Source organism: Streptomyces sp. NPDC048057 (assembly GCF_040653095.1).
In the GTDB taxonomy this organism is placed as follows: Bacteria; Actinomycetota; Actinomycetes; order Streptomycetales; family Streptomycetaceae; genus Streptomyces.
Map to the genome: position 1 here is coordinate 37,664 of NZ_JBEZNF010000013.1, position 12,691 is coordinate 50,354.

At 72.6% G+C, this 12,691-nt stretch carries 11 protein-coding genes and 1 riboswitch; of the genes, 8 read left to right on the forward strand and 3 right to left on the reverse strand.

Annotated elements, in window-relative coordinates:
* Positions 1-54 precede the first annotated feature (54 nt).
* Positions 55-840: a M50 family metallopeptidase gene (locus tag AB0E05_RS16855; protein WP_361963955.1), complete on the reverse strand. Its 786-nt coding sequence runs from the start codon at positions 838-840 to the stop codon at positions 55-57.
* Positions 841-889: 49 nt separating this feature from the next.
* On the opposite strand from AB0E05_RS16855, the gene AB0E05_RS16860 reads away from it, so the two are divergent.
* The 8 genes from AB0E05_RS16860 to def all read left to right on the forward strand — a co-directional run bounded on the left by AB0E05_RS16860 (position 890) and on the right by def (position 8,604).
* On the forward strand, positions 890-1,705 hold the full coding sequence (locus AB0E05_RS16860; protein ID WP_361963957.1) for an SOS response-associated peptidase: 816 nt from the start codon (positions 890-892) through the stop codon (positions 1,703-1,705).
* Between the two features lie 50 nt (positions 1,706-1,755).
* Entirely contained in the window at positions 1,756-2,409 is a 654-nt protein-coding gene (locus tag AB0E05_RS16865) for an alpha/beta family hydrolase (protein ID WP_361963959.1), read from the forward strand.
* A gap of 324 nt (positions 2,410-2,733) precedes the next feature.
* Positions 2,734-3,456, forward strand: a complete 723-nt coding sequence (locus tag AB0E05_RS16870; protein WP_361964325.1) for a sigma-70 family RNA polymerase sigma factor — start codon at positions 2,734-2,736, stop codon at positions 3,454-3,456.
* Positions 3,453-3,764, forward strand: a complete 312-nt coding sequence (gene rsrA / locus AB0E05_RS16875; RefSeq protein WP_361963961.1) for a mycothiol system anti-sigma-R factor — start codon at positions 3,453-3,455, stop codon at positions 3,762-3,764. Before AB0E05_RS16870 ends, rsrA begins: the two co-directional genes overlap by 4 nt.
* 200 nt (positions 3,765-3,964) lie before the next feature.
* The gene (locus AB0E05_RS16880; RefSeq protein WP_361963963.1) at positions 3,965-5,371 is read left to right on the forward strand and encodes an HD-GYP domain-containing protein; all 1,407 of its coding nucleotides are present in this window, start codon (positions 3,965-3,967) and stop codon (positions 5,369-5,371) included.
* Positions 5,368-6,705 (forward strand): HD domain-containing protein, encoded by a 1,338-nt coding sequence (locus AB0E05_RS16885; protein ID WP_361963965.1) that lies wholly within the window; start codon positions 5,368-5,370, stop codon positions 6,703-6,705. The genes AB0E05_RS16880 and AB0E05_RS16885 overlap by 4 nt, the downstream gene beginning before the upstream one ends.
* 128 nt (positions 6,706-6,833) lie before the next feature.
* A complete protein-coding gene (locus AB0E05_RS16890; protein WP_361963967.1) occupies positions 6,834-7,853 on the forward strand; it encodes a hypothetical protein in 1,020 nt (339 codons plus the stop codon).
* A 118-nt stretch (positions 7,854-7,971) separates the two neighbouring features.
* Positions 7,972-8,604 (forward strand): peptide deformylase, encoded by a 633-nt coding sequence (def, locus tag AB0E05_RS16895; protein ID WP_361963969.1) that lies wholly within the window; start codon positions 7,972-7,974, stop codon positions 8,602-8,604.
* A gap of 73 nt (positions 8,605-8,677) precedes the next feature.
* On the opposite strand, the gene AB0E05_RS16900 is transcribed toward def, so the two are convergent.
* Both AB0E05_RS16900 and AB0E05_RS16905 read right to left on the reverse strand, forming a co-directional pair.
* On the reverse strand, positions 8,678-9,715 hold the full coding sequence (locus AB0E05_RS16900; RefSeq protein ID WP_361963971.1) for a ribonucleotide-diphosphate reductase subunit beta: 1,038 nt from the start codon (positions 9,713-9,715) through the stop codon (positions 8,678-8,680).
* Positions 9,706-12,033: a ribonucleoside-diphosphate reductase subunit alpha gene (locus AB0E05_RS16905; RefSeq protein ID WP_361964327.1), complete on the reverse strand. Its 2,328-nt coding sequence runs from the start codon at positions 12,031-12,033 to the stop codon at positions 9,706-9,708. Before AB0E05_RS16905 ends, AB0E05_RS16900 begins: the two co-directional genes overlap by 10 nt.
* A 284-nt stretch (positions 12,034-12,317) precedes the next feature.
* Positions 12,318-12,392: riboswitch (cobalamin riboswitch) on the reverse strand.
* Positions 12,393-12,691: the final 299 nt, after the last annotated feature.

A 12,691-nucleotide genomic window follows, 5' to 3' on the forward strand; every position in this document is an offset into this window, starting at 1 on the left:
CACGATGTGTGATCGGGGCCGGTGGCGGTCCCGGGCGTCGGGGCCGGGTGTCGATCAGAGGTCGAGCAGCCAGCGTCCGCCGCCGATCAGCGAGCAGAGCGACACCGCGTGGAAGAGCAGCAGCCACAGCGCCGCCGGCACGTTCGTCAGCCGGGAGAGCTGGTCCGCGTCGGAGTCGGGCGCCTCGCCGTAGCGCCGCTTGGCCTGGAGTTCGAAGGCCGGGCGCACCCCGCCGAGCAGCAGGAACCACACGGCCGCGTACGCGAACCCGGCCTGCACCTCCGGGTCGGCCAGCCAGGAGACCAGCACGAAGAGCGCGCCGGTGAGGACCACGGTGAGCACGCCGTACGCGTTCCGGATCATCACCAGCATCCCGAGCAGCAGGGCGGTGGCCAGCCACAGCAGCAGGGTGATGTGGCCGGCGGTCAGCAGCCAGGCGCCGCCCAGGCCCAACAGGGGCGGCGCGGTGTACCCGGCCGCCGCGGTGAGGACCATGCCGAGCCCGGTCGGCCGGCCCCGGCTGACGGTCAGGCCGCTGGTGTCGGAGTGCAGCCGGATGCCCTCCAGGGTGCGGCCGGTGAGCAGGGCCACCAGGCCGTGGCCGCCCTCGTGGGCGATGGTGACCGCGTTCCGCGACAGCCGCCACAGGGGATTGGGCACGACGGCTATCAGCGCGAGCGTCCCGGCGACCACCACCACCCACTGCTCGGGCGCCGGCTGCGTGCCGACCAGCCGGTCCCACAGGTCGCCGAAGGAGGTGCTGCCGAGCGGGACGCCGGCCTCCGGCCCGCCGGAGGGTCCAGTGGTAGAAGGGAGGGAAGCGGAATGAGTCCTATCCATTTGTGGGGCGGCTCCTTGCTCGGCGGGCGGGAGTGGCAGTGTGGCACTCATGTGTGGACGTTATGCGGCGAGCCGACAGCCCGAGGACCTGGTCACCATCTTCGACGTCCAGAGGTGGGAGCCGGAGGAGACCCTGGCCCCGGACTACAACGTGGCCCCCACCAAGCTGGTCCACGCGATACTCGAACGCCCTCTGAAAGACGCGGACGACCCCCGTCCGGTTCGTCAGCTGCGGGCCCTGAAGTGGGGCCTGGTGCCCTCCTGGGCCAAGTCGCCGGAGGGCGCGGCCCGAATGATCAACGCGCGCGCGGAGACGGTCCACGAGAAGCCGTCCTTCCGGCGCCCCTTCGCCGCCCGCCGCTGCATCCTCCCCGCCGACGGCTACTTCGAGTGGGTCACCGCCGCCGACGAACGGAAGCTGGAGGAGCAGGGCCGCAAGAAGCGGCCCCGCAAGCAGCCGTACTTCGTGACCCCCGCCGACGGGTCCGTCTTCGCGATGGCCGGCCTGTACGAGTTCTGGCGCGACCGGACCCTGCCCGACGACCACCCCCAGGCGTGGTGGGCCACCTGCACCGTCATCACCACGGAGGCCGAGAAGGGGCCCCTGGGCGTCGCGCCGGCCGAAGGGCCGGGCTCGCTCGCCGAGATCCACCCGCGGATGCCGCTGATGCTCACCCCCGACCGCTGGGACGCCTGGCTGGACCCGTCCCGTACGGACGTCGACGACCTCACCTCGCTGCTGGCCCCGCCGCCGGAGGGCCTGATGCGGGCGTACCCGGTGCCCACCGCCGTCAGCAACGTCCGCAACAACGGGCCCGAGCTGCTGACCGAGCTGGCTGCGCCGGAAGAGGGCACGCTCTTCTGACGCCCCGGCGCCACCGTCCCGTCCCGCCGGCCGTTCGGCAGGATGGCGGCGTGACCACGAAGAAGAACGCAGCCGCAGCCGAAGAAGAGGTCCCCACCCCGGTCGGCACCGCCCGCATCACCTGGCACCGCGCCGACGCCCCGCGGCTGGTGCTCGCCCTCGGCCACGGCGCCGGCGGCGGCATCGGAGCCCCCGACCTCCAGGCGCTCGCCCGCGCCCTGCCCGCCGACGGCGTCACCGTCGCCCTGGTCGAACAGCCCTGGCGGGTGGCCGGCAAGAAGGTCGCCCCCGCGCCCAAGACCCTCGACGAGGGCTGGCGCGGACTGTGGCCCGCCCTGGTCGCCGCCGGACCGCCCGTCGTCGCCGGCGGGCGCAGCGCCGGCGCCCGCGTCGCCTGCCGTACGGGCAGTGCGCTCGGCGCCCGCGCGGTGCTCGCCCTCAGCTTCCCGCTGCACCCGCCGGGCCGCCCCGAGAAGTCCCGGGCCGAGGAACTCCTGGGGAGCGGCCTGCCCACCCTCGTCGTCCAGGGCGCGCACGACCCCTTCGGCGCCCCCGACGAATTCCCCGCCGGCGACCACGCCCTCGTCGCCGTCCCGGACGCCGACCACTCCTTCAAAGTCCCCAAGCGCTCCGGCCGCACCGAAGCCGAGACCGTGACCACCATCACGGACGCGGTGCGCCGGTGGCTGCGGAAACTGCCGTGACCGGGGTGAGGGCCGGGGAATGCCCGGGTCACCGACTCTGTTGAGGCGAATACCCGAGCAACACAACGGCACGACGACGCAAGCCGCCGCAAGCAGCCAGCCGGCCACCAAGCAGAGCATGGAGTAGGAGTCCTTCGCATGGGTTCGACCATCTGCCCCCGCCGCCCGCACGCCGCTGACCTGGAGTGGACCGTGCTCTCGGCGGCTGCTGCCGCCCCCGAGCGGGCGAAGGGCGGGGTCGATCACCGAGAGCCCGCCGCCGCAGGTCGACTATTCTCCGATTCGAGCGGGTCCGCACTCGGCCCCGCCACCGGGTTGGAGGAGGTGGGTCCGGTCACTGGGACCGACGCAGGGACCGACGGCGGCCAGGCGGAGCAGGCGCGTACGGAGACGGAAGCGTCCGCCGCGGCTGACGCCGCACGGGCGGAGGAGCGCGGCGCGGAGACCACCGCCGAGCGCAACGCCCGCTTCGAGCGGGACGCCCTCGCCTTCCTCGACCAGATGTACTCCGCGGCGCTGCGCATGACGCGCAACCCGGCCGACGCGGAGGACCTGGTGCAGGAGACGTATGCCAAGGCGTACGGGTCGTTCCACCAGTTCCGCGAGGGCACCAACCTCAAGGCGTGGCTCTACCGGATCCTCACCAACACCTTCATCAACTCCTACCGGAAGAAGCAGCGCGAGCCCCAGCGCAGCGCCGCCGAGGAGATCGAGGACTGGCAGCTCGCGCGCGCCGAGTCGCACATGTCGACCGGTCTGCGCTCCGCCGAGTCGCAGGCGCTCGACCACCTGCCCGACTCGGACGTGAAGGCCGCGCTCCAGGCCATCCCCGAGGAGTTCCGCATCGCGGTCTATCTCGCGGACGTCGAGGGCTTTGCGTACAAGGAGATCGCGGACATCATGGGTACACCCATCGGGACGGTGATGTCCCGCCTGCACCGGGGCCGGCGCCAACTGCGCGGCATGCTGGAGGACTACGCGCGCGAGCGCGGGCTCGTCCCGGCCGGTGCGGGGGAGTCGAACGAAGTGAAAGGTTCGGGCTCATGAGCTGCGGAGAGCCGCACGAGACGGACTGCTCGGAGGTCCTGGACCACCTCTACGAGCTCCTCGACGGCGAGATGCCCGACGGTGACTGCACCAAGTTCGAAGTGCACTTCGAGGAGTGCTCTCCCTGCCTGGAGATGTACGGGCTGGAGAAGGCCGTCAAGAAGCTGGTCAAGCGCTGCTGCGGCTCGGACGACGTCCCCGCCGACCTGCGTTCCAAGGTGCTCGGCCGGATCGACCTGATCCGCGCCGGACACCCGGTGCCCGACGAGGACGTCACCGTCGCCGGCGCCGAGCCCGCCAAGGACTGACCCCGGCCGGCCCTCCGACGGCCGGCACACCCCGCGCATTCCTGCGTCACCGGCGCGCCGCGATCAAAGCGGCGCGCCTTTCCGCGTCCCCTTCCGGACCCTCCTTCACCCGAATGCGGGAACTATCGGATAAGCCGTCACTCCCCTTTTCAGCGCTCGTTAGCGTGACGCTCGGGTGACGATGAGGGGGTGGCGCGGCGATGAGCTCCGTACCTACAGGGGCGTACGCCTACGTCCTCTGCGCCGTCCTCGGCACCGTCGCGTGCGCCGTGCCCGCGGTCCTCAGCGACACCACGTCCTGGCTGACCGTCGGACTGCTCGCCGGCCTGTACACGGCGTGCGAGCTGCCCGGCCGCCACCCCTTCACGCGCTACTCCGTCCCCGTCAGCCCCGGCTCCTTCTTCCCGGTGCTGCTCGCCGCCGCGTTCCTGCTGCCCGCCGAGGCCGCCGCCCTGGTCGCCGTGCCCGGCGCCCTGCTCGGCCGGGTCGAGCGCCGTCCCGCCGGCGTGCGCCGCGTGTGGCGCGCCGCCCAACTCGCGCTCGCCACCTGGGCCGCGGCGCGCACGTACGACCTCCTCGGCGTGGACGACGCCCCGGGCCCGCCCGACTTCCCCTACGTCCTGCTGCCGGCGGCAGCAGGCGCGCTCGCGTTCTGCCTGGTCCTCGGCGTCCTGGAGGGCGGCGTCCTCGCCACCGCCGAACGGCTGCCGCTGCGCCGCGCCTGGCACGGACTGGTTCCCGGCGCCGCCGTGCCGCACCTGGTGCACGGCCTGGCCGGGCTGATGATGGCGGTGCTGTGGCGCAGCCCGTACGGGCCGGTGTCCGCGCTCTTCGTCCTGCTGCCGATGTACATCTCCTGCTGGCTCTTCGCCCAGTACCACCGCGAGTCCACCGCCCACCAGGCCACCATCCGGGCCCTGGTGCAGGCCGTCGACCTCAAGGACCGCTACACCCGCGGCCACAGCGAGCGGGTCGGCCGCGCCTCCGTGCTGATCGCCCGCGAGCTGCGGATGGACGGAGAACGCCTGGAGGCGATCCGGTTCGCCGGGATCCTGCACGACGTCGGCAAGCTCGGCGTCCCCACCCGCATCCTGCGCAAGGAGGGACCGCTGACGCCCGAGGAGCGCCGGGTCATCGAACTCCACCCCGAGTACGGGCACGAGATCACCCGCGGCATCTGCTTCCTCGACGAGGCGCGCGCCGCCATCCTCCACCACCACGAACGCCTCGACGGCACCGGCTACCCGGCCGGGCTCGCCGGGCAGCAGATCCCCGAGTTCGCCCGGGTCGTCGCCGTCGCCGACGCCTTCGACGCGATGACCTCCACCCGCTCCTACAGCCGCGCACGGCCGGTGTCGGTCGCCCTGAAGGAGCTGGAACGGTGCGCCGGCAGCCAGTTCGACCCGCGTATGGTGCAGGCGCTGGTGCGGGCGCTCTCCCGGCACGGCTGGTCGACCGGCGTGACCTCGGACGACGAGGCGCCCCCGCCGCCGTCCGCACCGCCGCCCGCCGCCATACCGCTGCCGCCCGCGCCCCGCGCCGCCCCGGCCCCGCCCGCGCGCGCCGAGAGGGGCGGCGACCAGCCGAGCGGAGGCGGCCACCGATGAGTGACGAGAGCGTCCGTACGGGCGGGCGCCCGGGCGCCCTCCACCTCGCCCGCGTCACCGAGGTCAACGGCGCCCACGCCGCCGCCGCGCTCCTGGTCTGCGCCGGCGTGGGCGCCACCGTCTGGGGCGGCCTCCACGAGCCCGCCATCGCCCTCGCCTTCGGCGTGCTCATCACCATCGGCGAGGTCGCCCGCCGCGGGTTCACCCCCGCCGAGCGGGAGCCCGCGCCGCTCGGCGCCGCCGGCGCCCTCGCGTACGCCCTGCTCGGCGACTGCGGGGGGCGCATGACCACCCACAGCGTCTTCCAGGTCGTCACCGTCGTCCTGGTCGCGACCCTGATCGGCTCCCTCCCGCACGCCTCCTGCGGCCCGGGGCCCGTCCTCGACCACCTGGCCGGCCGCGTCCTGATCGCCGCCTTCGTCGCCGTGTGCTTCCAGCCCGTGTACCACGGCGTCGCCCCCGTCAACTGGTCCGAGGGCGCCCTGTACGCCCTCTTCCTGCTCGTCCTGCTGGTCCTCACCGCCCTCGCGGACTCCGTCCTCGCCGCCGCGATCCAGTGCTCGCGCACCGGCTACCCGTACGGCGCCCTGCTCCGCGAGGAGCTGCGCGCACTGCCCGGCATCGGCTCCGCGGTCTGCGCCACCGGCGCGGTGATGGCGCTCGCCGTCACCGTCGCCGGCCTGTGGGCCCTGCCCGTCTTCTGCCTGCCCCTGCTGCTCACCCAGCTCTCCCTGCGGCGGTACGCGGCCGTGAAGGCCACCTACCGGCAGACCATCGCCTCCCTCGCCCGCGCCACCGAGGTCGCCGGCTACACCCCGCACGGCCACGCCCGCCGGGTCGCCGACCTGAGCACCGAGGTCGGGCGCGACCTGGGGCTGAGCGGGCCCGACCTGACCGTGCTGGAGTACGCGGCCCTGATGCACGACATCGGCCAGCTCTCCCTCGTCGACCCGGTCCCCGAGGGGGCCACCGCCCTGCTGCCCGCCGCCGAGCAGCGCAGGATCGCGCTGCTCGGCGGCGCGGTCGTCCGCCAGACCGGCGTGCCCGCCGCGGTCGCCGTCGTGGTGGAGCGGCAGGCCGACCCGTACCGCGAGCAGCCGCTCACGGCGCGAATCGTCCGCACCGTGAACGCATACGACGATCTGACCGGGGGAACGGGATTCCACAGCGGGACCGGTCAGGCGGCCAGGGCCCTGGAAGCCCTGGAGCGGCTGCGGCTGGCCACCGGCCACGACCACCAACCGGAGGTCGTGGAATCCCTGGCCAGGGTGCTCGCGCGGGACGGGGCGAAAGGGCTCGGTCCCCGGCGGTCGGACCCGCGCCGCCCTGGGTAACCCATGGGTAAGGAGCCAGCTCTGAGCGCGGCATGGTTGGATGCGAATGAGGAGAGACGACCAGAGGGCGCTCAGACGCGGCGACCACGTCCGGGGGAACTGACCCGAGCGACCGGCAGGCGGGAATCGTGAGGATCTTCGGGAAGGTACGGCATCGGCCCTCCGCCTCGTGGCGGCAGGCCACCGACCGCGCGTTCACGCTGATCGGCGACGGGCGGTACGAGGACGCGGGCGCCCTGCTGACACGGGCCGCGGACCTGGAGCCCTGGCTCTCCGAGTCCTGGTTCAACCTCGCCCTGCTGCACAAGTTCCGGCACGACTGGGAGCAGGCGCGCGCCGCGGGGCTGCGCGCCGTGGCCCTCCTCGACAAGGAGAACGGCGCCCCCGACTGGTGGAACGTCGGCATCGCCGCCACCGCCCTCCAGGACTGGCCGCTGGCGCGCCGCGCCTGGCAGGCGTACGGCCTGAAGGTGCCGGGCCCCTCCTCCCGCTCCCGCTCCGAAGCCGGCTCCGCCACGGGCTTCGGGCCGGTCGGCGAGCCCGTCGTCATGGACCTGGGCAGCGCGGCGGTGCGGCTCTCGCCGGAGGGCGAGGCCGAGGTGGTGTGGGGTCGCCGGCTCGACCCGGCCCGGATAGAGGTGCTGTCCATTCCGCTGCCGTCGTCCGGTCGCCGCTGGGGCGAGGTCGTGCTCCACGACGGGGTGCCGAACGGCGAGCGCACCACCACCGCCGGCCCCTCGTACCCCGTCTTCGACGAGATCGAGCTGTGGGCGCCCTCACCCGTCCCCACCTGGGTCGTCCTGCTGGAGGCCGGAAGCGAGGACGACCGCGACGCCCTGGAGCGGCTGGCCTCCGACGCGGGCTTCGCCGCCGAGGACTGGTCCTCGTCCGTACGGCTGTTGTGCCGGTCCTGCTCGGAGAGCCGGATGCCCAGCGCGGAGGGCGAGGGGGAGCACCTCGACCCGCACGACCACAGCGAGCCGGGCCACCCCGGGCCCCTCGGCCACCGCACCGCGGGCGACCTGTGGCACCCCGAACGGGAGTGCGGCATCGCGGCCCCGGCCGGGCTGGTGCGGGGGCTGCTGGACGGCTGGGTCGCCGACAGCCCGGACTCCCGGGCCTGGCGGGACCTCGAAGAGGTCTGCTGACGGACGCCGGCCGATCGCCGCACCGTGCACCCGCGGCCGGCGGCGCTTCCGTACCCTGTACGGACGAGGTCGGCTCGGAGCCGTCCACCGAGGAAGATCACCGGGGTATCGAGGAACCATGGCGTCGCAGCAGGACACGGAGCAGTCGGTCGTCGACGACTTCATCATCGACACGGAGGACTGCGAGGAGCGCGAGCGCGCCCATCGCGAGCGCGGCACCTCCCGTCCCATCACGGTCGTGGGCAACCCGGTCCTCCACCGGGAGTGCCGGGACGTCACCGAGTTCGGCGACGAGCTGGCGGCGCTCGTCGACGACATGTTCGCCAGCCAGCGCACCGCCGAGGGCGTCGGCCTCGCGGCGAACCAGATCGGCGTGGACCTGAAGGTCTTCGTCTACGACTGCCCCGACGACGAGGGTGTGCGGCACGTCGGCGCGGTCTGCAACCCGGTCGTGGAGGAGCTGCCGGCCGAGCGCCGGGTGCTGGACGAGTCCAATGAGGGCTGCCTGTCCGTCCCCACGGCGTACGCTGCGCTGGCCCGCCCGGACTACGCGGTCGTCCGCGGCCAGGACCTGGAGGGCAACGAGATCCGGGTCGAGGGCACGGGGTACTTCGCCCGCTGCCTCCAGCACGAGACGGACCACCTGTACGGGCGGCTGTACATCGACCGGCTGTCGAAGCGGGACCGCAAGGACGCGCTGCAGCAGATGGCGGAGGGCACGCCGCGGTACGAGACCGTCCCGAACGACTAGGACACCGATTCGTCCGTACGCACGCGAACGCCCGGCCGGGCAGCCCCGGCCGGGCGTTCGCGTGCGTACGGGATCAGAAGTCGTCGTCGAAGGAGACCGAGCCCTCCACCGCGACCTGGTACGCCGACGGGCGGCGCTCGAAGAAGTTCGTCAGCTCCTGGACGCCCTGGAGCTCCATGAAGGAGAACGGGTTCTCCGAGCCGTACACCGGGGCGAAGCCCAGCCGGACCAGCCGCTGGTCGGCGACGCACTGGAGGTACTCGCGCATGGACTCGGTGTTCATGCCCGGCAGGCCGTCGCCGCACAGGTCGCGGCCGAACTGGAGCTCCGCGTCCACCGCCTCCTTCAGCATGTCGGTGACCTGCTGGTGGAGTTCGTCGTCGAAGAGCTCCGGCTCCTCCTTGCGGACGGTGTCGACGACCTCGAACGCGAAGTTCATGTGCATGGTCTCGTCGCGGAACACCCAGTTGGTGCCGGTCGCCAGGCCGTGCAGCAGGCCGCGGGAGCGGAACCAGTACACGTACGCGAAGGCGCCGTAGAAGAACAGGCCCTCGATGCAGGCCGCGAAGCAGATCAGGTTCAGCAGGAAGCGACGGCGGTCGGCCTTGGTCTCCAGCCGGTCGATCTTCTCGACCTGGTCGATCCACCTGAAGCAGAACTGCGCCTTCTCGCGGATCGAGGGGATGTTCTCGACGGCAGCGAAGGCCGCCGCCCGGTCCTCGGGGTCGGGCAGGTAGGTGTCCAGCAGGGTCAGATAGAACTGGACGTGCACGGCCTCCTCGAAGAGCTGACGGCTCAGGTACAGCCGCGCCTCGGGGGAGTTGATGTGCTTGTACAGCGTGAGCACCAGGTTGTTGGCGACGATCGAGTCACCGGTGGCGAAGAACGCGACCAGCCGCCCGATGAGGTGCTGCTCCTTCGGCGTGAGCTTCGCGAGGTCGGCGACGTCCGAGTGGAGGTCGACCTCCTCCACGGTCCAGGTGTTCTTGATCGCGTCCCGGTAGCGCTCGTAGAAGTCGGGGTAGCGCATCGGCCGCAGGGTCAGCTCGAAGCCCGGGTCGAGCAGGTTCTGGGTGCGCTTGGGGGTGGACGTGTCGGACATTACTGGCATGCCTCGCAGGACTCGGGGTTTTCGAGGGAGCAGGCGACCGCCTCTTCGGCGGTGGTCTGCGCGGGAACGGGCGCGACGGCGGCCGTGGTGCCGCTCGCGGCGCGGGCGATCCGGGTCGCCGGGCGGGAGCGCAGGTAGTACGTCGTCTTCAGGCCCTGCTTCCAGGCGTACGCGTACATCGAGCTGAGCTTGCCGATGGTAGGCGTCTCCAGGAACAGGTTCAGCGACTGCGACTGGTCCAGGAACGGCGTGCGCGCCGCCGCCATGTCGATCAGACCGCGCTGCGGGATCTCCCACGCCGTGCGGTACAGCTCGCGGACCTCCGCCGGGACCCAGGAGAAGCCCTGGATCGAGCCGTTGGAGTCGCGCAGCGCCTCCCGCGTCTGGGCGTCCCACACGCCCAGCTTCTTCAAGTCCGCCACCAGGTACGAGTTCACCTGGAGGAACTCGCCCGACAGGGTCTCGCGCTTGAAGAGGTTCGACACCTGCGGCTCGATGCACTCGTACACGCCGGCGATGGACGCGATCGTCGCCGTCGGGGCGATCGCGAGCAGCAGCGAGTTGCGCATCCCGGAGCGGGCGACGCGCTCGCGCAGCGCGGCCCAGCGGTCGGGCCAGTTGAGCTCGGCGTCGTAGTGGTCGGGGTGCAGCACGCCGCGGGCGGCGCGGGTCTTCTCCCAGGCCGGGAAGGTGCCGTGGCGCTCCGCCAGCTCGGCGGACGCCTCGTACGCGGCGAGCATGATCCGCTCGGCGATGCGGGTCGACAGGGCGTGCGCCTCGGCGGAGTCGAAGGGCAGCCGGAGCTGGAAGAAGACGTCCTGGAGGCCCATGGCGCCCAGACCCACCGGGCGCCACCTGGCGTTGGAGCGGCCGGCCTGCTCGGTCGGGTAGAAGTTGATGTCGACGACCCGGTCGAGGAAGGTGACCGCGGTGCGGACGGTGGCGTCCAGCCGCTCCCAGTCGACGTCGCCGTCTTTGACGAACGCGCCGAGGTTGACCGAGCCCAGGTTGCAGACCGCGGTCTCGCCGTCGTCGGTGACTTCGAGGATCTCGGTGCACAGGTTCGACGAGTGGACCGTGTGGCCCTTCTCGGCGGTCTGGTTGGCGGTGCGGTTGGCGGCGTCCTTGAAGGTCATCCAGCCGTTGCCGGTCTGCGCGAGGGTGCGCATCATCCGGCCGTACAGCTCGCGGGCCGGCATGGTCTTGCGGGCCAGGCCCTTCGCCTCGGCGGCGCGGTAGGCGGCGTCGAACTCCTCGCCCCACAGGTCCACCAGCTCGGGGGTGTCGGCGGGGGAGAACAGCGACCACTCGGCGTCGGCGTCGACCCGGCGCATGAACTCGTCCGGGATCCAGTGCGCGAGGTTGAGGTTGTGGGTGCGCCGGGCGTCCTCGCCGGTGTTGTCGCGCAGCTCCAGGAACTCCTCGATGTCCGCGTGCCAGGTCTCCAGGTACACCGCGGCGGCGCCCTTGCGGCGACCGCCCTGGTTCACCGCGGCGACCGAGGCGTCCAGGGTCTTCAGGAACGGCACGATGCCGTTGGAGTGGCCGTTGGTGCCGCGGATGAGGGAGCCGCGGGCGCGGATGCGGGAGTACGACAGCCCGATGCCGCCGGCGTGCTTGGAGAGCCGGGCGACCTGGTGGTAGCGGTCGTAGATGGAGTCCAGCTCGTCCAGGGGGGAGTCGAGGAGGTAACAGGACGACATCTGCGGATGGCGGGTGCCGGAGTTGAAGAGCGTGGGGGAGGAGGGGAGGTAGTCGAGCCGGCTCATCAGCCCGTACAGCGAGACGACCTCGTCCAGGGCGCGTACGCCGTCGTCCTCCGCGAGTCCGCAGGCCACCCGGAGCATGAAGTGCTGCGGGGTCTCGATCACCTGACGGGTGATGGGGTGGCGCAGCAGGTAGCGGCTGTAGAGGGTGCGCAGGCCGAAGTAGCCGAAGCGGTCGTCGGCGACCGGGTCGACCGCGGCGTCCAGGCGCTCCGCGTGCAGTGCGACGAACCCGGCGGTGCGGTCGGCGATCAGGCCCTCGTCGTGGCCGACCTTGACGGAGTCGGAGAACGACACGGAGCCCTGGCCGGCGGCCTCGGCGACGATGGTGCGGGCGAGCAGGCGGGCGGCGAGGCGCGAGTAGGCGGGGTCCTCGGAGATGAGGCCCGCGGCGGCGTCGGTGGCGAGCCCGTGGAGTTCGGCCGCGTCCGACCCGGCGTGCCGACCGCGCAGGGCCGCGGCGGCGACCCGGCCGGGGTCGGTGTCCGGCAGATCGGCCGTGAGGTCGGTCAGGGTCCGCAGGAGCGCGGTCCCCGGGCCGTCCTCGGGCACCGCGGCGGCTGCTCCGGGGGGCGTGGGCCCGGTCGGCCGGGCGGCCGGCGTCGGCTGCCCGGGAAGCTGCTCGGCGGTGCCTGAAGCCGGATCGGCTGGCGCGATGGTCACGTGGTGCTCTCCCTCGCTCGGCTCACGGGCGGCGCGGGGGAAGTGGGCGTGCCGGGACGCGCTGCCGCTGCGTTGCGCAGGCCGACGGCGCGTACGGCGTCCACCGGCCCAACCGCGAGGCCCGGACGTCTGGGCACCCGGGTCGGACGAGCCGGGCGCGCTGTCGACAGACGGTCGGACTCGCTCGGCATGACGAAGCATGCGGAAGCACACCGTTGCGGGACAGTTCCGGATTCGCACCGGATTCCTCTGCGGTGACAGCGAGATGAGCATACATGTGGGGGCGGTGCTTGGAGGTAGCCCCCACATGTTGTGTCGTGCCACCGTGTCCGCTGGGGCCGCAACCCCGCCGCCCTCGCCGCTCCGCCCCCGGCCACGCTGCCCTCCGCGGCCCGTCTGCGGCTTGCTCGCACGGTTCCGTCCTTACGCCCAGAGGGCGTGGGGGGACCTCCAGCGTTCCTGTTGTGTCGACCCTCGTCGTTATGTCTGTCGGCTTCGGAGGGGGAGTCGTGCGGCACGCCACAGGCGCGCCGCAGGGTGGCGACTG

Excerpts from the sequence above, each read along its gene's own strand:
- def (WP_361963969.1), top strand. The coding sequence starts at position 7,972 with ATGGCGTCGCAGCAGGACACGGAGCAGTCGGTCGTCGACGACTTCATC.
- AB0E05_RS16880 (WP_361963963.1), top strand. The coding sequence starts at position 3,965 with ATGAGCTCCGTACCTACAGGGGCGTACGCCTACGTCCTCTGCGCCGTC.
- AB0E05_RS16855 (WP_361963955.1), bottom strand. The coding sequence starts at position 840 with ATGGATAGGACTCATTCCGCTTCCCTCCCTTCTACCACTGGACCCTCC.
- AB0E05_RS16860 (WP_361963957.1), top strand. The coding sequence starts at position 890 with ATGTGTGGACGTTATGCGGCGAGCCGACAGCCCGAGGACCTGGTCACC.
- AB0E05_RS16900 (WP_361963971.1), bottom strand. The coding sequence starts at position 9,715 with ATGCCAGTAATGTCCGACACGTCCACCCCCAAGCGCACCCAGAACCTG.
- AB0E05_RS16885 (WP_361963965.1), top strand. The coding sequence starts at position 5,368 with ATGAGTGACGAGAGCGTCCGTACGGGCGGGCGCCCGGGCGCCCTCCAC.
- rsrA (WP_361963961.1), top strand. The coding sequence starts at position 3,453 with ATGAGCTGCGGAGAGCCGCACGAGACGGACTGCTCGGAGGTCCTGGAC.